At 67.8% G+C, this 22,114-nt stretch carries 12 protein-coding genes; 9 read left to right on the forward strand and 3 right to left on the reverse strand.

From position 1 onward, the window contains the following. Positions 1-352 precede the first annotated feature (352 nt). On the forward strand, positions 353-5,863 hold the full coding sequence (locus WCD41_RS16005) for a beta strand repeat-containing protein (RefSeq protein ID WP_337714456.1): 5,511 nt from the start codon (positions 353-355) through the stop codon (positions 5,861-5,863). A 321-nt stretch (positions 5,864-6,184) separates the two neighbouring features. Further along, positions 6,185-7,861 carry a DUF4062 domain-containing protein gene (locus tag WCD41_RS16010; protein ID WP_337714457.1) on the forward strand — a complete coding sequence of 559 codons (1,677 nt, stop codon included), beginning with the start codon at positions 6,185-6,187 and terminating at the stop codon, positions 7,859-7,861. A 124-nt stretch (positions 7,862-7,985) separates the two neighbouring features. On the opposite strand, the gene WCD41_RS16015 is transcribed toward WCD41_RS16010, so the two are convergent. Then, positions 7,986-8,594: a dTDP-4-dehydrorhamnose 3,5-epimerase family protein gene (locus WCD41_RS16015; protein WP_337714458.1), complete on the reverse strand. Its 609-nt coding sequence runs from the start codon at positions 8,592-8,594 to the stop codon at positions 7,986-7,988. Between the two features lie 292 nt (positions 8,595-8,886). Between WCD41_RS16015 and WCD41_RS16020 the strand changes: the two genes are divergently transcribed. From WCD41_RS16020 to WCD41_RS16045, 7 genes are all read left to right on the forward strand, one after another. Beyond that, positions 8,887-10,185, forward strand: a complete 1,299-nt coding sequence (locus tag WCD41_RS16020; RefSeq protein WP_337714459.1) for a DUF1972 domain-containing protein — start codon at positions 8,887-8,889, stop codon at positions 10,183-10,185. Positions 10,186-10,298: 113 nt separating this feature from the next. Next, on the forward strand, positions 10,299-11,333 hold the full coding sequence (rfbB, locus tag WCD41_RS16025; RefSeq protein WP_337714460.1) for a dTDP-glucose 4,6-dehydratase: 1,035 nt from the start codon (positions 10,299-10,301) through the stop codon (positions 11,331-11,333). A gap of 28 nt (positions 11,334-11,361) precedes the next feature. Further along, entirely contained in the window at positions 11,362-12,261 is a 900-nt protein-coding gene (rfbA, locus tag WCD41_RS16030; RefSeq protein ID WP_337714461.1) for a glucose-1-phosphate thymidylyltransferase RfbA, read from the forward strand. A gap of 7 nt (positions 12,262-12,268) precedes the next feature. Beyond that, the gene (locus tag WCD41_RS31145) at positions 12,269-13,201 is read left to right on the forward strand and encodes a glycosyltransferase family 2 protein (protein WP_373695146.1); all 933 of its coding nucleotides are present in this window, start codon (positions 12,269-12,271) and stop codon (positions 13,199-13,201) included. Then, positions 13,179-14,486, forward strand: coding sequence for an MATE family efflux transporter (locus WCD41_RS16035; protein WP_337714462.1), 1,308 nt, complete (start codon positions 13,179-13,181; stop codon positions 14,484-14,486). The genes WCD41_RS31145 and WCD41_RS16035 overlap by 23 nt, the downstream gene beginning before the upstream one ends. Then, positions 14,483-15,760: an O-antigen ligase family protein gene (locus tag WCD41_RS16040; RefSeq protein ID WP_337714463.1), complete on the forward strand. Its 1,278-nt coding sequence runs from the start codon at positions 14,483-14,485 to the stop codon at positions 15,758-15,760. The genes WCD41_RS16035 and WCD41_RS16040 overlap by 4 nt, the downstream gene beginning before the upstream one ends. A 4-nt stretch (positions 15,761-15,764) precedes the next feature. Then, entirely contained in the window at positions 15,765-17,276 is a 1,512-nt protein-coding gene (locus WCD41_RS16045) for a tyrosine-protein kinase domain-containing protein (protein ID WP_337714464.1), read from the forward strand. Between the two features lie 2,079 nt (positions 17,277-19,355). On the opposite strand, the gene WCD41_RS16050 is transcribed toward WCD41_RS16045, so the two are convergent. Then, positions 19,356-20,480 carry a glycosyltransferase family 4 protein gene (locus WCD41_RS16050; protein ID WP_337714465.1) on the reverse strand — a complete coding sequence of 375 codons (1,125 nt, stop codon included), beginning with the start codon at positions 20,478-20,480 and terminating at the stop codon, positions 19,356-19,358. A gap of 2 nt (positions 20,481-20,482) precedes the next feature. After that, on the reverse strand, positions 20,483-21,928 hold the full coding sequence (locus WCD41_RS16055; protein ID WP_337714466.1) for a sugar transferase: 1,446 nt from the start codon (positions 21,926-21,928) through the stop codon (positions 20,483-20,485). Between the last annotated feature and the right edge of the window lie 186 nt (positions 21,929-22,114).

Genomic DNA, 22,114 nt, shown 5'->3' on the forward strand with positions numbered 1-22,114 from the left:
CTGATCGTCGGAACGGAGCGTGGTTGATACAGCAATCGAGACACCCGAAAGGGTGAACAAGCATCCACCGGGTGGGCGGCACGCCCCCGAGAGGGCCGCAGGCCCCGGCACGTCACCCCTGACTGCCCACGGTGACGCCGTGCCACAACGAGCCTGATCGACGCTCCGCGCCATCACCCGTACGTACCGTCATGGCGCCGTTCGGCCTATCCAAGTGGTGACCGCTTGTGCACTACCGTCCTCAACCAGCTGCCCGATCGGGGCACAGTCGACCGGAGTACCGCTCGGGGCCGCGCCTCTCCAGGCGCGTGCGGACCCGCCGTCGACGGACGACATCACTGGGGGGACCTCGATGGCGCGCGGAACGACGACGGCCGGACGGCCGCGGAAGCGGATGCTCGGGGCGGGGACGCTGGGCGTGGTCGCCGCGGCGGCCCTCGTCGGCGGCACCACCCCGGCCGTGGCGGCGACCCCGGCCCCGCTCGCCCGCACGACCCCGACGACCACCTCGGGCGCCGCGGTCGAGGTGCCGCCCACGGCCGTCACCGTCGACCCGCGCACGGGCACCGTCTTCCAGGCCGACCCCCGCGGCAACCAGCTGCTGGTGTTCACGCCCCGACCGGGCGGCGGGTACGACCAGGCCGCGAGCGTCCCCACCGGCGCCGGCCCCGTCTCGGTGGCCTTCGACGCGTCGACGGGCACGGTCTACACGGCGAACCAGGCCGGGCGGTCCGTCACCACCGTCAGCCACGGCCGCCACGGCTGGACGGCCACCCGCACCACTCCCCTGCTGATCGCGCCGACCACCGTCGCCGTCGACCGCACCGGCACCGTCCACGCCACGAGCACGCCGCCCGGCGGGCCCGCGAGCTCGTCGTCCCCCGCGGCCGAGCGCAACGACCGCCCGAGCAGCACGGCGGCGGCGCCCGCCACGAGGGCGAGCGCCCGCACCGCGTCCTCCACCACGCAGACCACCACGCGCACCGGCACGCACACCTCGTCACCCCGGCCGACGCCCCGGCCGACACCGCATCCGGCACCACACCCGACGCCGCGACCGACCCACCCGCCGTCCCACCCGCCGACCCACCCCCAGGGGCCGAGCCCCGCCGAGCTGGCCGCCTTCGCCGCCCAGTTCAAGGCCGCCGGGTGGGCCGCGTCGTTCAACCCCAAGGACTACAAGATCAGTTACGGGCCCGGCTACATCCGGGCCTACAACGCCGGCACCAACACCGAGTTCTGCGCCGGCACCTGCACCGACGTCGCCGTCGGACGCCCGGGCGTGAACGGCGGACGCGGCGGCACCGGCTACTGCATCGGCCAGTGCACCAACGTCGCCACCGGCGCCCGCGGCACCGACACCGCCGCCGGGGCGGGCGGCACCGGCGGCACCGGAGGCAACGGCGGGGTCGCGTACTGCCTGGGCCAGTGCACCAACATCGCCACCGGCGGCCGCGGCGGCGACGCCACGGGCACCGTCGCGACCGGCGGCACCGGCGGCCGCGGGGGCACCGCGATCTGCTTCGGCCACTGCAGCGAGGTCACCACCGGCGGACGCGGCGGCAACGCCACCGCGACCGGCCCCGACGGCGTCCCGCTGACCGGACTCGAGGACGGCGGCAACGCGGTCGCCACCGGCGGGCGCGGCGGCGACGGCGGCACCGCCCTGACCAACGGACGCCTCGTCCGGGGCACCGGCGGCGCCGGCGGCGACGCCACCGCCACCGGCGGCGACGGCGCCGACGGCACCGACCTGACCGGCTTCGGCACCGTGGTCGCCGGCGACGGCGGGAACGGCGGCAACGCCGCCGCCGTCGCCGGTGCCGGCGGCACCGGCGGCAGGACCGGCACCACGGGACGCGCCACGGCCACGGCCGGCGACGGTGGTCGCGGCGGGGCGGCCGAGGCGTTCGGGCTCGACGGCGCCGACGGCACCGCCGCGAACCCCGAGGGCGGACGCGGGCAGGATGCCACCGCGATCGGCGGCCGCGGCGGCGACGGCGGCACCGCCACGACCACGACCGGCACCACGACGAGCACCACCCGCGGCGCCGGGGGGCGCGGCGGCGACTCGTCGGTCCGCGCCGGCAACGGCGGCGACGGAGCCGACGTCGACGGCATCGGCACCGTCCGCGCCGGCAACGGCGGCGACGCCGGCACCGGCACCTCGATCGCGGGCCAGGGCGGCAACGGCGCCGGAGGACAGGCGCTGGCCGGCTCCGGTGGCGGCACCTTCGCCCGCGGCGGCGACGGCGGCAGCGCCAGGGCGAAGGGAGCGACCGGCGCCGACGGCACCGCCGCCGACCCGGACGGCGGCACCGGCGGCGCGGCGTCCGCGACCGGCGGCAACGGCGGTGTCGGCGGCCAGATCCTCGGCGCCGACGGCGACTCGCTCGGCATCGGCGGCGGCGGCGAGGGCGGCGACGCCGTCGCCGCCGGCGGCACCGGCGGCCGCGGCGCCGACGCGACCACCACCGGCGGCACCACGGCCCAGGCCGGACGCGGCGGCAACGGCGGCACCGCGACGGCCACGCCCGGCCGTGCCAGGACCGGCTCGGGCAACGCCGCCGACGGCGAGGCCACCGCGAACGGCGGGCAGGGCGGCGCCGGCGGCGACGCCGTCGCCACGGGTGCCGACGGGGCCGACGGGAACGCGGGCACCGTCGAACCGATCCCCCCGGCGCTCGTCGTGGTCGGGGCGGCCGGGACGGACGGGCAGGACGCCACCGCGATCGGCGGTGACGGCGGTGACGGCGGCATCGGCACGGTCAACGGCGTCGGGATCGCCAGCACGGGCGCCGGCGGCGTCGGCGGGAACGCCACCGCGACCGGCGGGCGGGGCGGCGCGGGCAGCGCCGTGGGCGTGAGCGGGGGTCTGCTCAACCTCGACCTGACCGGAGGCGCCGGCGGCGCGGGTGGCGCGGCGATCGCGACCGCCGGCCGCGGCGGCTCCGGGGCCGGTGGTCCGGCGGCGGACGGTGTCGCCGCGGGCACGGGCGGGACCGGCGGCGCCGGCGGCCGCGCCGACGGGGAGTCCACCGGGCGGAGCCTGGACGGCCTCCCCGTGCACCCCGACGGCTTCGACGGCGGGGACGTGTCCGCCACCGGCGGTGCCGGCGGCGCCGGCGGGACCGCCACCACCACCGACGGACGGGGCACGACCACGACGCAGGCCGCAGGAGGCGCCGGCGGCGACGCCACCGCGCAGGGCGGTGACGGCGGCAACGGGCTCGACGCCACGTCGACCGACGGCACGCCGGCGGTGGGCGGCAACGGCGGTCGCGGCGGCAACGCCGTCGCCACCCCGGGCGAGTCGGGCGCCGGCTACACCGGCCCGGCACCGACCGGGACGGCGACCGGCGGCCAGGGCGGGACCGGCGGCAACGCGGCCGCGGTCGGCGCGGACGGGCGCAACCTGCTCGACGGCAACGCGCAGACGGTCGGCAGCACCGTCGTCGCCCACGGCAGCAACGGGTCGGCGGGGCAGGACGCCACCGCCATCGGCGGTCAGGGCGGCGACGGCGGCACCGGCACCGTGAACGGCGCGGGGACCGGCCAGAGCGGCGCCGGCGGCGCCGGCGGGAACGCCACGGCCACGGCGGGGCGGGGCGCGGACGGTACCGGCGTGTTCGTCGTCGGGCCCCCCACCCTCGATCTGGACGCCACCGGCGGCACCGGCGGCGCGGGCGGCAACGCCACGGCGACCTCGGGCCGCGGTGGGCAGGGCGCGGGCGGTCCGGCGGCCGACGGGGTGGCGAGCGCGACGGCCGGGACCGGCGGCCGCGGCGGCAACGCCGACGCGTTCTCGACCGGCCGAGGCCTGGACGGCACCGCGACGAACCCCGACGGCACACGCGGGAGTGACGTGACCGCCACCGGAGGCACCGGCGGGGCCGGCGGCGTGGCGACGGCCAACGGCGTCAGCTCCCAGGGCCCCGGAGGATCGGGAGGCTCGGCGACCGCGCAGGCCGGCGACGGCGGCGACGGCTACGACGCCACGTCCACCGACGGCACCCCCGCGGTCGGCGGCAACGGCGGCCGCGGCGGCAACGCGACCGCCACGCCCGGGACCTCGGGCGCGGGCTACGACGGCCCGGCCCCGACGGCCGACGCCACGTCCGGCGTCGGCGGGTCCGGCGGCGACGCGACCGCCACCGGCACCGACGGCGCCGCCGGGCCGCGTGCGATGTACGAGCTGAACGGGTCGACCTTCACCGGCACCGGCGGGAACGGCGCGGCGGGGCAGGACGCCGTCGCGACCGGGGGCAACGGGGGCGACGGCGGGATCGCGACCCGCGACGGGCTGACCACCCAGGCGGCGGGCGGCGTCGGCGGGAACGCCACCGCGACCGCCGGCAACGGTGGCGACGCCACCGGCGCGGGCCTCGGGAACGCCCAGCTACCCGTCGACCTCCTCGTGCTCGGCGGGGCCGGCGGCGCGGGCGGCAACGCGATCGCGAACGCCGGTCGCGGTGGCTACGGCGACGGGGGCGCGGCGCTCGACGGGTTGGCCTCGGCCACGGCCGGGAACGGCGGCGCCGGCGGGTTCGCCGAGGCGGTCAACACCGCGTCCGGCGCCGACGGCACGGCGGGGAACCCGAACGGCGGTCGCGGGTTCGACGCGACCGCGATCGGCGGCAGCGGCGGTGCCGGCGGAACGGCGACGACCAACGGCGCGCCCACCGGCACCGGAGCCGGCGGTGCGGGCGGCCACGCCATGGCGCGGGCGGGCGACGGCGGCGACGGCGCCGACGTCACCACGACCGACGGCACCGCGGCCGTCGGGGGCAACGGGGGGCAGGGCGGCAACGCCACGGCCACCCCGGGGGCGTCGGGGACGGGGTACCTCGGCCCGGACGCGACGTCCGACGCGACCGCGGGGCGGGGCGGGGACGGCGGCAACGCCACCGCGGCCGGCATCAACCGCCCGTACACCCCCGGTGGATCGGCCTCCGTCGTCGGCGGCGTCCTGGTCGGGGTCGGCATCGACGGGGCCCCCGGCGGGGACGCCACGGCGACCGGCGGCGACGGCGGCGACGGCGGTGTCGCGACGTCGGGGACCGACATCACCCGCAACGACGGTGGCGTCGGCGGCAACGCCACGGCCACCGGCGGCCGCGGCGCCAACGGCAGCTTCTACGGCGGGAACGGCTCCACACAGGACCTGGACATGACGGGCGGTGACGGTGGTCGCGGCGGCAACGCCGTCGCAACCTCGGGCGCCGGCGGTCTCGGGGGCAACGGCCCGGCGGACTCCGGCACGGCGTCCGCAGCCGGCGGGGCCGGTGGCAACGGAGGCGGCGCCTTCGCGCAGGGCAACCAGGCCCAGAACGGAACGGCCTCGAACCCCAACGGCGCCCGAGGCGTGAACGCCACGGCGACCGGCGGCGACGGCGGTGACGGCGGCTACGGCAACGCCGACGGGTTCGTCTCCGGACCGGGCACTGCGGGCAACGGGGGGAGCGCCACCGCGACCGGCGGCAACGGCGGCAACGGCGGCACGGGCACCGGCTCGCAGACGGCGAACGGCGGCGACGGTGGCAATGCCACCGCACGTCCCGGTCGTCTGGGCAACGCCGGTGGCGACGGCTCCGCCTCCGGAACCTCCAGGGCCGGCAACGGCGGCAACGGCGGCACCGGACGCAGCGCCGACGGGGGCGACGGCGGCGACGCCACGACCACCGCTCGCGGCTCGAGCGCCGCAGGCAACGGCGGCAGCGGTGGGACGGCGAACGGCGGCACCAACGACGGCGGTGACGGCGGCGACGCCACCACCGGCACGGGCCCCGCCACCGCCGGCTCGGGCGGCGCCGGAGGACCGGGCGGCTCGAGCGGCTCGAACGGCAGCTCGTCCTCGGGGTGACGTCACGGAGTGGGGAGGGCCGCCCCGGGCCTTCCCCACTCATGAGGTCAGGACGTCGAGCCCCCTGACGGTGCCACGGCTGTCGGGCCAGCCGCGAGCCCAGCACTCTGCTCAGAACCGGATGGGCTGGATGGCCTGATCCCCCAGTGCGCCCTCGATCACCAGCTGGGTCTCGGTGAGCTCACGGTCGATTCGAACGTCCGAGGACCGCGACGGCTCGGGGTGGGTCGAAGGTGTGCAGCCCGACCTCCGAGCGATGGCCCATCATCGTCGAAGCGAGCACCCCCATAGCGGCAGAGCAGCGCACGGTAAGAAGTGGGCATGGGGGAAGCGGCCGAACCGAGGCGCATCCACGGCGTGATGGTGTCGAGTACCGCCCGCGACCTCGCCCTTCACCGGGCAGCGGTCATCGATACCATCTCTCGGCACCGGGGGCTGCGCGCCGTAGCGATGGAGCAGGACGCAGCCCGACCGGGAGGAACGGCTCTCACCTCGTCACTCGCCAAGGTTCGCGAGACGGCCGCGTACGTCCTGATCATCGGCGACACCTACGGGCAAATTCCAGAGTCTCCCGACAATCCGGAGGGACGGTCGCTCACCGAGCTCGAGTACCGGGAGGCGCGCCGCCTCGGTCGGCCGATCTTGGTGTTCATCATGGGACCGGATCACCCGCTTCCTCGGTCCGTGGTCGAGCGTGACCGGACGATGATCTGCCTTCTCACAGAGTTCACGGAGGACGCGAAGAAGGCCGCAGAGGGGTCGCCCCTGCAGCGAGTTTTCGCAACCTTCAACAGCGTTGCGGAGCTGACGCTCTCGGTGACTGAGTCGTTGGCAGAGCTGCGGATTCTCCTCGACTCGAGCGCTCGCTCTCCCGCCTCCGAGTCGCCGGAGCTCAGTCAAACCCCTAGATACGAGAGCCCGCGCACGACCTCGACGCGGCAACACGAGCGCCGCCCGATCGAGCCGCGTGTCTCGATTCCTACCCCTACTGACCGGGCGGTCCACGAAGACCGGAATGCAGAATCGCGGACCTTGGACTTCCATACCCTTTGGCGAAATCGACGTAAAGGCGCGCAGTTCATGCGTACGTGGCAAGGAGATTTCGAACCGTTCGTCGTCGGCGATCCGGGCAGCGCCGCCGGAAGCGTGATCGCCCGACGCGACGCCGAGGTGCCGGATCGGAGTGACATCGTCCTCGACTCGGCGGCGATCCACGGCGAAGACGATCGACCGAGCCTGGTTCTGCGCGCTGCGAGCGTCCGCGGCTTGTCCCACCGCTTCATGGGCAAGGTGCGCCAGGACGAGTACGCCTTCCGACAGACCGCGGATGGCCGCTACCTCGTCATCGCCGTTGCCGATGGGGTCTCGTCTGGACCCTTGTCACACCTCGCGGCATCGGTCGCCACACGTCAAGGCTGCGCGCTCATCGAGGGGCGGTTGCGCCAGTACGTTCCGAGCGACGTGCCGTGGCAGAACGTGCTACAAGCGCTGAAGGCGGACATCGAGGATAGTGGACGCCGTGCTCTCGAGCGCCGCGGCGTCGACACCTTAGGGTGGGGGGCCGACGAGTTCACCAAGGAGTTGGCCACGACCCTTGTCGTGGCCATCGTCGATGTCGAGGCTCAGCAGCACGGGCACGGGGTCACGCTGATGCGCGTCGGCGACGCGTCGGCCTGGATTCGCGATCGACGCGGCTCGTGGCGTGATCAGTACGAGGCAAACGTAGGTCGCTTCGTCGGGTCCTCGGTCACCACGGCGCTGCCATGTCTCCGCGCGATTGACTCGCCGGTGTCGACAACCGTGCGCCGGGGCGAGGCCCTGGTGCTCATGACAGACGGGGTGGGAGACCCACTCGGGGATGGAGCCAACGACTTCGCCGACTTCCTCTCCGACGTGTGGTCGGTGCCCCCGGCTGCGCTCGCCTTCGCCGCTCACCTCGACTTCGCGCGCAGGAGTTTCGACGACGATCGGACAGCCGTCGCTGTTTGGCCCACCTGAGTAAGCAAGACCAGGCGGACGCCAGCCGCTGGGGCAAGGGTTCGGACCATCCACCCACACAGCCCTAGCTCGAGCTGTGTCTATCAGCCGCCATCCAGCGGACATCGTCCTCGATCGACAAACGTCAGCCCCGAAGGTCGGCGACCCTCGCCCGGCACTCTTCAAGAGTCGGCAGCGCGCCGGCCCCCCGCGCCTCGGCGAGCGTCGGCGCGGCGCGGTCCTTGTCCGACAGCACGAGCTCGGAGCTCGCGATGTACTGGTCCCACGGCAGCTCGAGCGCTGGATCGAGCGGGTTCACGCCGTGTTCGGCTCCGGGGTTGTAGGGCGTCGAGCACAGGTAGCTCGCGACGGTGTCGTCCTCGAGCGCCAGGAACGCGTGCCCGAGCCCCTCGGAGAGGTAGGTCGCCGACATCGTCTTCGGGTCGAGCAGGACGGCGTCCCACTGCCCGAAGGTGTCCGACCCGACTCTCACGTCCACGACCACGTCGATCAACGACCCGGACACGCATTGGACGTACTTTGCCTGCCCGGGCGGGACGTCGGCGTAATGCACACCCCGGAGCACTCCACGCCGGGAGAAGCTCGTGTTGGCCTGCGCCAGTGTCAGAGGGTGACCGACGGCCCGCTCGAAGACCTTGCCCTGGAAGGGCGCGCAGAACGCCCCTCGGGGGTCCGGGAAGACCTTCGGCGTGAAGACCCACGCGCCCGGCACGGACAGCTCTCGCGCCTCCATGCCTGGTCAGGGTAGCGGGGTGCCTGTCACCTGACCCAGCGACCCTCGATGGCCCGAGAGCGACCGCGCTAGGTCACGGAGCGGCCGCGGCGGTGTTACAGCGAGATGCATCACATTGAGCTGAACGAGTGAACCACCGTCACGGTTCGACGGCATGTCGCGACGACTCGCCGTGAAACACGCTCTTCCAACCACGGGGGGTTAATTGAGAGCTGTAGCGATTCACGTGCCGCCGTCGACTAGCAGCACAAGTCGGATCGATCACGGTCCGCGGTGACACGGGGGGATCATCATGACGCTGGACGAGCGCGGTCTCGGAGACACCAACAAGCTCATCAGCGAGTTCGCAGACATCACCCTGCCCCGCCCCCGCCTCCGTCCCGTGGGCAGCGACGACGCCACGCGCGGTGACGCTCCGCGCCGCCGCTACGCGATCATCGGCAGCCGCGGTTACCCCAGCACCTACGGCGGCTTCGAGACCTTCGTCCGCCGCTTCGCCCCCTACCTCGCCGAGCGCGGCGTGGACGTCACAGTCTACGGGCGCGACGACTCCCGGCCCGAGCCCTTCGTCACGCCGGACGGCGTCCGCGTGGTCAACACCCGCGGCAAGGACACCAAGTGCGCGTCCACCCTCAGCTATGGCCTGACCGCGTGCACCCACGCTGCTCGCGAGCGCTATGACGCGGCCCTCGTACTCAACTGCGCGAACGGCTACTGGCTCCCGCTGCTCCGCTCGGCCGGCGTCCCCACCGCCGTGAACGTCGACGGCCTCGAGTGGGAGCGCGACAAGTGGAGCTCGCTCGGGAAGAAGGTCTTCCGTCAGGGCGCGGTCGTCACCTCGAAGTACGCCGACCGCCTCATCTCCGACGCCCGCGGCATCGCCGACTACTGGCAGGAGCACTTCGACTCCGACTCGACGGTCATCCCCTACGGCGGTGACGTCCTCGGCCCGATTCCGGACACCAAGGTCCGCGAGCAGGGGCTGGAGCCCGGTCGCTACATCCTCGTCGTCGCCCGCCTCGTGCCGGAGAACAACGTCGAGCTGCTGCTCGACGCCGTCCAGAAGCTCGGCGGGCGCTATCGCACTGTCGTCGTCGGCTCCGCGGTCGGCGACGCGCCGATCGAGACCCGGCTGCGCGAGATGCAGCGCACGGACAACGTGCTCTGGCTCGGCCACGTGTCCGACCAGGACCTGCTGCAGCAGCTCTGGCAGCACTGTGGCGTCTACGTGCACGGCCACTCGGTCGGCGGCACGAACCCGGCTCTGCTCCAGGCGCTCGGCGCCGGCAGCCCGACCGTCGCCTTCGACACCGTGTTCAACCGCGAGGTCGTCCGCGAGGCGTGCCCGACCTACGGCAAGGACGCCGACGAGCTCGCCGCCCTCCTCGTTCGGGTGATGAACGACGACCTCTTCCGGCACCGCCTCAGCGCCGCCGGGCAGGAGATCATCCGCCAGCGCTACACCTGGGAGCAGGTGTGCGCCGACTACCTGCAGGTGCTCGACGACCTCGCTGGGATCCACTCCCGCTCGTCGTCGCGAGCCATCCGTTCGGCGCAGCGGGTGCGCCGTCTGGTCCCTGCCTCCCGTTGACAGCTGCAGTAACTCACGGTTCCCTCCTCGGCTCGGGGTCGCTGAGGAGGGAGCAGAGCATTCACCGCTGAGTGCTGCCATCGACCCCGGACAGCAATCTGGGGGGAGACTCCGTGTCCACCGTGCTCGTGACCGGCGCCGCCGGCTTCATCGGCTCCAACTTCGTCCGTCACTGGCGTGCGGCCCACCCCGGCGACCGGGTCGTCGGCCTCGACGCCCTCACCTACGCGGGGGTGCGGGAGAACGTGGAAGGTCTCGACGGCGTCGAGTTCGTCCACGGCTCCATCGCGAACACCGAGCTGGTCGAGCACCTGCTGCGCTCCCGCTCGGTCGACATCGTCGTCAACTTCGCGGCGGAGTCGCACAACAGCCTGGCGATCCTGCGCCCCGGCGACTTCTTCGCCACCAACGTGATGGGCACCCAGGGCCTGTTGGAGGCGGTCCGCCGCGTGGGCGTCTCACGCTTCCACCACATCTCGACCTGCGAGGTCTACGGCGACCTCCCCCTCGACGTCGACGACGCCTTCACCGAGGACTCGCCCTACCTGCCCCGCACCCCGTACAACGCGGCCAAGGCCGGCGGTGACCACGTCGTGCGCGCCTACGGGCTGACCTACGACGTCCCGGTGACGATCACGAACTGCAGCAACAACTACGGGCCGTTCCAGTTCCCCGAGAAGGTCATCCCGCTGTTCACCACGCGAGCCCTGGCCGGTGAGCGGCTACCGCTATACGCCTCGACGAAGAACCGCCGCGAGTGGCTGCACGTCGACGACCACGCCCGCGCCATCGACGCCGTCATCCACCACGGCACGGTCGGTGAGACCTACAACGTCGGGTCTGGCGTCGAGGTCGACATCGAGGGCATCGCGGACACCGTGCTCGGTGCCCTGGGTCTGGGCCCGGAGTACAAGACGATCGTGCCGGATCGGCCGAGCCATGACCGTCGCTACCTGCTCGACAGCTCCAAGCTGCGCGCCGAGCTGGGCTGGGCGCCACGGGTCGAGTGGACCGACGGGATCGCCGCCACCGTGGACTGGTACCGCGCCAACGAGGCGTGGTGGAAGCCCCTCATCGGACGGTCGCCCGTGGTCGAGGGCGCCGACGCCAACTGGGCCCCCTTCGAGGGCGCTCGGGTCCCTCGTTAGTGTCGGCCTACGTCCTCGGGGGGTGCCGATGAAGGGGATCGTGCTCGCCGGCGGGTCTGGGACGCGTCTGCATCCCGTGACCCGTGCGGTGTCCAAGCAGCTGCTGCCGGTCTACGACAAGCCGATGATCTACTACCCGATCTCAGTGCTGATGCTGACCGGGGTCCGCGAGATCCTCATCATCTCGACCCCCAACGATCTTCCGGCGTTCCAGCGGCTGCTCGGGGACGGCTCGGAGCTGGGGGTCGAGTTCTCCTACGCCGAGCAGGCCGCCCCGAACGGGCTAGCCGAGGCGTTCATCATCGGCGCGGACCACGTGGGCGACGACACCGCCGCGCTGGTGCTCGGCGACAACATCTTCCACGGCCAGCAGTTCTCCACGATGCTCACCGACGAGGCTCATCGACTCGACCAAGAGAAGGGCTGCGTGCTATTCGGGTACCCGGTCCGCGATCCAGAGCGCTACGGGGTGGGAGAGGCTGACGAGACAGGGCGCCTCATCTCCATCGAGGAAAAGCCCGCGAACCCGCGCAGCAATCGGGCCATTACCGGTCTGTACTTCTACGACAACGACGTCCTCGACATCGCGCGTCGCTTGAACCCGTCAGCCCGCGGCGAGCTCGAGATCACCGACGTCAACCGAGCGTACGTTGAGCGCGGCGACGCCCGCCTCATCGACCTCGGCCGCGGCTTCGCCTGGCTCGACACCGGCACCCACGAGTCACTCATCGAGGCGAGCCAGTACGTCCAGGTCCTCGAACACCGGCAAGGCGTGCGATTTGCGTGCCTTGAAGAAATCGCTCTCGTCCACCGGTGGATAGCACCCGAACAGGCATACGAACTCGGCAAACAGCAAGGAAAGTCTGGATACGGACTTTACGTAATGGATGTTGCGACGCGAATCCAGTTGGAAGGTACCAATGTCTGACGGCAAGATGGATTCCCTAGGTTGCGTCGCGGCAATCATCGTGTCCTTCAACAGACGCCAGACACTTATCGAGTGTCTCACTTCCTTGACCGCTCAATCGCGCCCGCTAGACCTAATTCTTGTCATCGACAATGGGTCAACGGATGGAACCGTTGAAGAAGTTCAGCGAGACTTTCCAAGAGTTGCACTCGAATTGCAGCCATACAACCGCGGAGGCGCTGGGGGCTTCTCTGAAGGCGTGAATCGGGCATTGCAGGCCGGATGTGACTACGTGTGGCTGATGGACGACGACGTGGTTCCCGACCATCAAGCGCTCGAGAAGCTGCGTGATGGACTTGATGCATACCCGGCAAGCAGACGACCTGTCCTCGCAACTTCACTCGTCCTCGATGCTCACCAGAACCTCGGACCACGCAATCGCTGCGTTCCTTCTAGGGACTACGCCGCGCTCGCGGACGCAGCTGCGAAGGGACACCTAGCGATTCGCGCATCAAGCTTCGTTGCACCCCTCATCGACCTCTCAGTTTCTGCTCAGACTGCACTGCCGATCGCCGACTACTTTATCTGGCATGACGACACTGAGTACACAACGCGAGTATGCCAGCATGGCGGCGGTATCCTAGTTCCGGCCAGCACTGTCGTGCACTATGCCGCCGCTCCGGCTCCCGGCAAAGACCTCGGTCTTCGACTATTCTATGACGTTCGGAACCGTGCGTGGATGGCGCGAAACCGCGAGATCTATTCCCTCGTCGAACGTCTCTACTGGGCCCGCGGATTGGTTGAACTGGTTCTCACCCAGGCACGCGTGGCGACCTCGAAGGCTAGATTCGCAAGGGTTGTTGTAAGCGCGCTTTGGGCCGCGCGGACTAGGCCTCGAACCGAAATGCCGTACGTCGCCGCCAGCAAGGACTCTGAGAATGCGCTTGAGTCAAGCGCTTAAGAAGCTGTCTGGCTTTACGCTCGCTCCGGTCGTCGCTTCTGTCGCGCCGCTTTTCGCCATTCCGGTGATCAGCTCCCACTTCGGCGCGGAAGGCTGGACCTCCGTAGCAGTCGGCCAGTCGATCGGCACCGCCTTCGCAGTTGCGATCGATGGCGGTTGGTCTCTCATAGGGCCACCACGAGTCGCGCGTGGATCAGCCGACGAGCGCTCCGCAATTTACCGCCAGTCACTCCTCGTGCGCCTGTGGCTTATGGTCGGCGCAGCACCGCTTATCGCTCTGAGCACGCTCGTTGCAGCTCCTGGATACACCGGCGCAGCAATTACATCTGCATTCGCGGCAAGCATGATCGGACTGTCTGCCAACTGGTTCTTTGTGGGTGCTAGCCAACCAGCTAAGCTCCTCCTCTTCGACGCTGCGCCCAAGATTCTGCTGGTGTTGGTTGGAATCTTCCTCTTACTAGTCGGCCTACCGCTCATCTACTTCTCACTCGCTGTCTTCGTCGGCGGACTCGGTGCCGCCGCCGTCTCGTACAGCGTCGTAAGGCCCACTACTTCGACGAACCAACGATACGATTCCCTCAAGGCAACCCTGGCGCACCTACGCGAAAACAAGCACGCACTGGCTACACGGGTCTACTCGGCAATGTACGTGTCGGCCCCCTTGCCCATCGTCGCAACCCTACTTCCGCTAGCGGAATCTGCGACCTTTGCCGGTGCAGATCGGATCCAGAAGTATGCCTTGCTCGCTCTGATGCCCATCACTCAGCTATTCCAGGGCTGGGTGCCGCGTGCAGTTGACGGCACAAATATCTTGCGCCGGTTCAAGACTGCTCTTGCTGTGCACGTGGCAATCTCCCTCACGTCCATCATCGGACTCGTCCTCGCAACACCATTGTTCGAAGTGCTTCTCTTTCGCGACACCCTTGCGTTGTCCACCACCGCCTCGCTTGCGTCTGGCTTCGTCATTCTTGCCGTAGTTGTCAGTCGAGCCACCTCCAGCCTACTGCTCGTCCAAGCAAGAATGACTGCTGTGACCGCGAATAGCACTCTCATTGGTGCAGCCTGCGGCATCTGTGCACTTGTAGGTGTGTGCCTCCTTCAGGGAAGCGCCGTGACAGCGCTTTGGATCGTTGCTGCATCGGAAATTCTTGTCACCACGTGGCAACTAATCTCGCTACCACGTGCCGGTCGAGAAATAAGGGAGCTCTTCCCAGAACCGTCGAGCGTGTCCGCTCGTCCAGCCTCGAAGCAGTGTCGGAATACTGATAGCCGGTCCGCACAGTGACTGCCAACAACTTGGACCTGGTTCCCTTCGTCGCACCAGCACTGCTCGTTCTCGCCAGCTTTGGTCTAGTGCTAGTGCTTCTGGTCACCTCGAACCATCGGCGCTCTATCCTGGCTGTCGCCGTTGGTGCATCGGGAGGTCTCGAGGCAATCCAAGTGCTCGAACTTCACGCCTTTGTTCCGGTGGCTGCCGGGTGGCTAGTCGTTGTGGTTCTTGTCGAACGCGAACCTCCAGGACGAGCGACCGCCCCTACGATTCTCTTGGTTTCCGCCCTTCTGCTCGCTGTTACGGCACTAATCGGTCCGCTGGTAAATAGCCCCCTCATCGGACTGCAACTAATCGCCTTGGCGCTCACCGCAGCCGCGATTGCTCTGTGGGCGAAGTCCGACGACTTAGAGAGATTCCGCTCCGGACTGCTCGCGGCAATTTCGATATCGAGCGGCATCGGACTTCTCCAGTATCTCGGCATTATCGCCCATCCCCTGTTCTTTGGTGAGAATAGGCCGAGTGGCCTCTACTCCGAACCCGATTGGCTGGGTATGTACGGCGCAGTAGGGATCGTCCTCGCCCTTTACGTCAAGAGGCCCGTAAGTCGAATTCCACTAGTTGCACTTAACTCAATCGCCGTCCTCCTTGCGTCCGCTCGCGCTGCTTGGGTGGCTATCGCCGTTCTGCTCGCACTCCTTATCGCTGAACGGCTCCTCGTGGGGAGGTGGAGCGATTATCGTAAGATTGCTGGGCCCACTCTCATTGGTGCACTCTCTATCGGTGCTATAGTTCTGTTCACGAACCCGGCTCTGCAAGACACTGTCTTTGAGCGTTTCGCGGGTGCTTTTTCGAACGAACGTGACGTGTCGGCCAACGCCAGGCTCCAGCAACAAGATTCACTCTACAAGCTTGCCGAAGACGCGCCCTGGTACGGGGCAGGATTGTCTGCGAGCGGCAGGGTCGGCCTGTCGGGCTTCGTCGACTACCACGGTGTCGCACGAAATAATGTAGCGAGCAATTGGATACTTGGTTGGTGGGCGGACGGGAAGCTGCTCGCTATACCGCTAATTTCGATCCTGGCGTTGCTTGCGCTACGTGCACGACGAAGATGCGAGGGCCAAGTCCTCATCGTGACCTTACTCTGCAGTCTGTTCTCCAACGCCGCATATAAGCCCATCACCTGGCTCGCCGCAGCGATGTGCGTTGGAGTTCTGAACCTTAGCGGTCCGACCTCAGGGCGAGAAGCAGACGAGCCAGGGCGTTCCATTACCACGGACGGGCGATAGTTCAATGACCTTCAAAGACTACCTTCAAGCAGTCAGGAAGAACTGGCGAACGGTCGTCGCAGTCTTCTTGATCGTCATCGCCGCGTTCTCGGTGGCGACCATCGTCACCCCGCCGCGCTACACGTCATCGGCAACCATCTACTTGTCGACACAGACACCCGTCGACAACGCGACGGTCGCCTATCAGGGCAGTCTGCTCTCCGAACAGAAGATCAGTACCTACGAGGACCTAGCGACCAGTGCGAGGGTTCTGCGGGAAGCAGCCGCGTCCGCTGGTCTTCCGCCCGAAGCCGCCAGTGCTCTAGCGAGTTCGATTCAGGTCACCGTTCCCACCGAGTCCGTGTTGCTAATAATCGATGTGACCACGAACTCGAGCGATCAGTCAGCCGCGATCGCAAATGGCGTGGCCGCGAGCGTCAGCCGTCTCGTGGAGGAGCTCGAACGTCCTCAAAGCGCGAATCAAGCGCCGCTCCTCCTCGCTCGAGTCGTCGAGGGAGCCGTGCCAAACCCGGTGGCCGTTTTTCCATCGTGGTCGACCAATATCTTACTGGGGGCGCTTACGGGCCTCCTCCTCGGACTGACGATCGCGATTGGTCGAGAGTACTTCGACAACACGGTGCACTCCGTAGAGCGGTTCGAAGACAAGCTTGAGGCACCCTTCCTTGGGTCTGTTCGGAAGACTTCAGGCTCCATCGACGGACGAAGCCTGTCCGTCGAACAGTTGGAGTCCTACCGGCACATCCGGACGAACATCACCTTTGTTGACTTCGACCAAGATCGTAAGGTGATTCTGTTTACAAGCGCCGTCGAGGGCGAGGGGAAAACCACTACTGCAACGAACATCGCCCGAGCGCTGGCGGAGGGCGGGTCGAAAGTTCTCATTATAGATGCTGACCTGCGCCGGCCGGAGATTGCGAAAGCGTTTGCGCTAGAGGCAGCAGTTGGCCTAAGTACGGTACTTTCTGGACGCGTCACCTACGATCGGGCGTTGCAGCGCCCCGCTGGAAGCAATATCGATGTCCTCACGAGTGGCAAGAAGCCGCCGAACCCTAGCGAACTTCTCGGCTCGTCTCGAATGGCAGCTTTACTAGAGCAGGCCCGCGACAGGTACGATTATGTTCTGGTGGATGCTCCGCCAGTCCTGCCTGTCACAGACGCCTCTGTACTGTCTCTAAACGCTGATGGTGCGATCGTGGTGTGCCGTTACGGAAAGACTACATCAGCACAACTCAGTGCTGCTGCGGCTTCTCTCCGTAAGGTCGGCGGCCGGATCCTGGGCGGCGTCTTGTCCATGACCCCGAAGACTTCTCAAGATCCGTACCATTCTTATGGCGGGAAGTACGGTCAGGACGTTGACGGCCCTCCATCTACTACTAGCGGCCAAGTCGAAGATGCGACTACCGCCCAGCTTCACAGCGAACGATCTACTCCTTCGCCGGTTCCCAGAGGGGCGCGGCACCAGACCTCGAGTTCACCGACACCGCGAGGCAACGAGAGGTCGCAGTCAGGTGGCTAAGCAGTTGGTCGTAGCGAGCCTCGGCGAGATGTCGTCGGAGGTTCAGAACGCATGGTGTTCCGCGCTCCCCGGGGTCCGTATTGTTCAGAACAAGCGGGCCAGCCCGTCAGGCCGTCGATTTGGATACCGAATCCCCGGGCTTGGCGCGGACGCAGCGGCTCTTGCTGCCAAGATTGCTATCGGGCAACGCGCGCGACCTGTGCTTGCCCTGAACCCGTGGACCGCAGTCGCCTGCCGTGTAGCGGGGGTCGCAGAGATCGCAACGGTCGGGATGTATGCCAGTCCTGGCACTAGGTCTTGGTCCTTGCTGCGGGCAGCGTTAAAGGATCGGCCGATGGTCTGCACTTCGGAAACCGAGGCGCAGAACTGGCGCAACAGCGGCGGCCGTGCGACCGCCGTTCGTTGGGGCTCAACGTTCCGTATCGACAAGCGTCACGGGAACAATGCAAGCGAAGTGTTAAGGATTTTCGTTGGTGGTACGTCGGACCGTGACAGTGGGCTTATAGAACGCCTCCGACAAGAGGCGCTCACGGGCGATGTTGCCGTCGAGGTCGTCTTGGCGGATGGCTCTGGGCCGGAGTCAGAGGCTCGGGGAAGTGGTCGGATCGTTAGCCTACCGTACATCTCAAGAGACGAATTCGTCCGCGAACTAGCCTGCAGCGATGTCACATTCCTTCCCCTACATGACCGAAGCCGGGCCGCGGGGCACATGGTCTTGGTAGCCAGCTTGCAGGCGGGTGTACCTGTTGCAGCAACCTGGTCCAGTGGAATTTCTGAGTACATGGACGACATCGATGAGATCGCGTCGGACGATCCTCTGCTCCCTCAGCTCCTCGACGTTGCGGATCGAGGCAGGAATCGCAGTATTCAACTGCAGCAGAACTGGGAAGAGCGGTACAGCGCGAGGTCCTACGTCGAGCGCATTGTTAATGCTCTGATCTCTTTGAAATGGGACCCAGTTCTATAGCGACTCTTCATGACTAGTTCGTGCGTTCTCGAGCAGTTTCGCTTCCGCTGCATTGCAGAAGCGTAACGTGGATCGATTCCGTGTGATCTCACGGCGGGCAGTCATCAGAGGGAGCCGCCACAACTTCTAATGATCGGTGAGCAAGTCTCGCCAGGCGGAGGCAACGGTCTCACGGTAGAGTTCCGCCGATGCGTCGACTTCCACCGACGAAGTATCATCGCATACTGCCAGAATCGACGATGCCCAATCGTCGCTCGATGAGCCACTCGGCACCAAACCTTGCCAATTGACACCGAATAGTTGCCCCAGAAACTCGTGCACCTCCCCCACGACTGGAACCGAGTGCTCAAGTGCGCGGACAGCGATCCCGCTTTGGTAATAGAACGAGTACGGCAAGACTACGACCGATGCTGACGCGATCTCTTCGTCCAGTTCTCTCTCCGATAGGAACGCGTCTGTCACCTCCCACCCGGAAATAGAAGGCCATCCCTTTCCCTTAACCTTACACTCCATACCGGCTTCCTGGAGAAGTGGCGCTATCTGTTCGAGAATCTCAATGTTCCGTGCGCTCTTGTACTGGCCGCAAACGAGAACTGTGCGACGGTTAATTGTCTGCCTTGAGGAGGCGTACGCTCCGAGAACGGGATGCGGAGCAGTATAGATGCCTCGCCATCCAAGAGATTCCAACTCATACTTCGCAAGCTCCGTGTGAGTGACAATATGTATATTCCCACGCACGGAAGCTAGACGGCCAGCGCGACTACTCCACGCACCCATCCCGATCTGTCGACGAAGCGGCCTTGGGTCGTGAATTATCAAATAGATGGGACAAGAGCTTGCTGCTAGCTGCCACATGAGGGGCTCGAGCAGGCCGAAGCTGGGCCAAAGCACGACAATACCATTGTACTTTTTCGCCACGCGGCCGCGGCCCGCAATTTCGCGGGCGACGCGAAGAAGGCGTCCTCCTGTACTGGCACCTGACAACGTTTCGATCCCTCGACCACCTAGGTGATCAACTTGGCAAATACCGGCCAAGACGTCGGCAATTTCCTTCTCGTAGTGACGTAGGGCATTGGGCAACGGGTTCACTAGGAGCAGGCTACGTTCGACCACTAGCAGCGCCCCTCAACGGCCGTACGGGCCATGTATCTTCTGGCACGTATTACGCCGTCCTCCCGTGGCAAGTCTTCCAAGACTTGCGCGGGTACTCGCCTCGTCTTGCAGACCGAGATAAGGCTGTTCGCTAGTTGCTCCACAGTGCTGTCGTGGGGAACAACTTGGTGCCCATGCTGCTTCAGCCATGGCGCGAGCCCGGAATCCGAGGTGGCAAGAATCGTGCATCCGTGCGAGAGGCCTTCGACGACAGGTAGGCCGATCTGTTCTCTCCAGCGACCATCGCGACGCGATGGTAAGCAGACGACGGCGGCTCGCCCCAGCTCTCGATGAGTGCTGGCTCGATCGAGCATCCCCATGTACTCGATTGACTCATGGTCGCGAGCGCTCGCTTCTACTGCAGTTTTCAACGGCCCGGAGCCCGCAATCGCGAGACGCCACCCTTCTTCGCCAAGCCCCGTAGTCGCCCATGCGCGTAGCAATGAAAGCACACCTTTGCGATTCTCGAGAACACCGAGGAAGAGGATGCGCTTCTCCTTCTCGGCTAGGGCACAACCGTCGCACGGCTTTTGCATCTTCGGGAAGACTGCCTCGACTCCGCCGTCCGGCCCGAACCCGTTCTTCGCGTACACCAGCCGCGATGCATCGCTCCCGTAGATCAATTGATCGTAGAACGTTCGTGAGATGCAGCGGATTGCGGCCCTCGCGAGCGGCTTCACCCGCTGGAGCACGCCAGAGGCAAGTGCCTCGAAAGGGCTGTTTTCAATTGTGTACGTCGTTACCCAGGGCCGTGATTGACGGCCAACTTTCAACCGAGCCGCGACACCTGCGACTACCGAAAGGGGAAGCGCGCGCAACCACAGCGGCTCTGGCAGCTCGACTATATCCCAGTGCTCACTGAGAATTTTCCGAACTATCCCAAGATGAGAAAGCTGAATCACGTTTGAAGGCAGTGCTGCCGCGTCGAAGTCTGACTTCCGGTGGATGTAGGAGATCGTCTCGGCGTATGCGCGAGGAGTGCCGTCGACTTCGAAATTTGAGGTCCGAACTTCAGGAATCACGCGGAGCAGACGCAAACGATCTGTCGCAGCTGGCCCCGACTCCTCGGGCCCTGCCTCGTCCATTGCTAGTATGCCCCCCTGCCTCCAACGATGGCGCCGACAGTCTTCCAGAGGATCGAGGCATCCAGCGCCGGCGACCAGTTCTCGACGTAGCGCAGGTCCAGCCGGACCGACTCCTCCCAGGTGAGGTCTGAGCGGCCGCTGACCTGCCAGAGACCAGTGAGCCCGGGGCGGACGACGAGCTTGCGCAGAGCGTCCTCGGTGTAGGTCGCGACCTCGCGCTGCAGGGCGGGGCGGGGGCCGACCAGGGACATCGAGCCGCCGATGACGTTGAACAGCTGCGGGAGCTCGTCGAGCGAGAGCCGCCGCAGGACGCCGCCGATGCGGGTGATGCGCGGGTCGCGCTTCATCTTGAACAGCGGGCCGGAGCCCTCGTTGGCGGCGGCGAGCTGGGCGACCTGCTGGTCGGCGTTGACCACCATCGAGCGGAACTTGATCATCCGGAAGGTCCGGCCGCCGCGACCGACGCGCTCCTGGCGGTAGAACACCGGGCCGCCGTCCTGGCGGATGAGCACGGCGAGGACGAGGAAGAGCGGGGAGAACACCAGGACCATCGCGGCGGCGGCGAGGCGGTCGACCATGTTCTTGGCGATGCGGGCCGGGCCGCCCCAGCGGGGCTCGGTGAGGCGCAGCAGCGGCAGGCCGTCGACCGGCGCGACGTGCAGGCGGGGGCCGGTGACCTCCATGAGCCCCGGGTCGACCACCAGCTCGACGCCGGCGCCCTCGAGGTCCCACGCGAGGCTGTGGAGGCGCTTCGGCGTCCAGCCGGGGGTGGGGGCGACCGCGACGACGTCGATGCCGAGCTCGCGGACGTGGCGGGCGACGTCGTCGAGGTCGCCGACCACCGGAACGCCGGCGATGTCGGTGCGGCCCTCGCCGGCGGTGCCGGTGGAGGTGCAGGCGGCGGTGACGGTCCAGCCGTGGTGCGGGACGCGGCGGGTGCGGGCGACGAGGTCGCCGATCGCGTTCTCGGACCCGACCACGAGCACCGAGGACATGCAGCGGGCGTCCTGGCGGGCGCGGTGCAGGACGCGGCGGACGGCGTAGCGGCCGAGCAGCAGGGCGGCGGCCGTGGCGGGGATGACCCCGAAGATCCAGGGGCGGACCGCCTCGGCCTTCAGCGCCATCCCGGCGAGGGCCAGCAGGACGCTGGCGACGACCGTGCCGCGCAGGACCCGGTTGAACTCCTCGGCGCCCTGGCCGAGCACCCCGCGGTCCCAGGCGCGGAAGGCCACGAGGCCGGCGAGGACGAGCACCGCGGCGACGATGTTGAGCCGGAGAGCGGGCCCGAAGCCCCAGTCGCCGATGATGCCGGCGATCGTGGCGACCGTGGCGATGACGACCAGGTCGGTCGCGACGACGACCTTGACGAGGCGGCGCTGCCAGCGACGCGAGGAGGCGGGAGCCGTGACGCTCGGTGAGAGCACCTCGGCCGCGCGGGGCGCGGGCACGAAGTTCTCGATCGATTCCGTTAGGTCTACGCCGCTGCTCACTTCGAGGTCCCCCCGGTGGTCACGAGTGGTGAACATCCACTCGTCCGACTGTCGCCCCGGGGGTCGCTCTGGGTTGAACTCCGCGCCCGGTGTCGATGTCCCGCTATCGCGTGGTCTCCACCGAGTCGTTACACACCACGTATC

It is taken from the genome of Actinomycetospora aeridis (assembly GCF_037400275.1).
Lineage (GTDB): Bacteria > Actinomycetota > Actinomycetes > Mycobacteriales > Pseudonocardiaceae > Actinomycetospora > Actinomycetospora aeridis.

Bases quoted from the DNA above. Each gene is read 5' to 3' on its own strand.
- WCD41_RS16005 (WP_337714456.1), top strand. From the start codon at position 353: ATGGCGCGCGGAACGACGACGGCCGGACGGCCGCGGAAGCGGATGCTC.
- WCD41_RS16010 (WP_337714457.1), top strand. From the start codon at position 6,185: ATGGGGGAAGCGGCCGAACCGAGGCGCATCCACGGCGTGATGGTGTCG.
- WCD41_RS16015 (WP_337714458.1), bottom strand. From the start codon at position 8,594: ATGGAGGCGCGAGAGCTGTCCGTGCCGGGCGCGTGGGTCTTCACGCCG.
- WCD41_RS16020 (WP_337714459.1), top strand. From the start codon at position 8,887: ATGACGCTGGACGAGCGCGGTCTCGGAGACACCAACAAGCTCATCAGC.
- rfbA (WP_337714461.1), top strand. From the start codon at position 11,362: ATGAAGGGGATCGTGCTCGCCGGCGGGTCTGGGACGCGTCTGCATCCC.
- WCD41_RS31145 (WP_373695146.1), top strand. From the start codon at position 12,269: ATGGATTCCCTAGGTTGCGTCGCGGCAATCATCGTGTCCTTCAACAGA.
- WCD41_RS16035 (WP_337714462.1), top strand. From the start codon at position 13,179: ATGCGCTTGAGTCAAGCGCTTAAGAAGCTGTCTGGCTTTACGCTCGCT.
- WCD41_RS16045 (WP_337714464.1), top strand. From the start codon at position 15,765: ATGACCTTCAAAGACTACCTTCAAGCAGTCAGGAAGAACTGGCGAACG.
- WCD41_RS16050 (WP_337714465.1), bottom strand. From the start codon at position 20,480: ATGGACGAGGCAGGGCCCGAGGAGTCGGGGCCAGCTGCGACAGATCGT.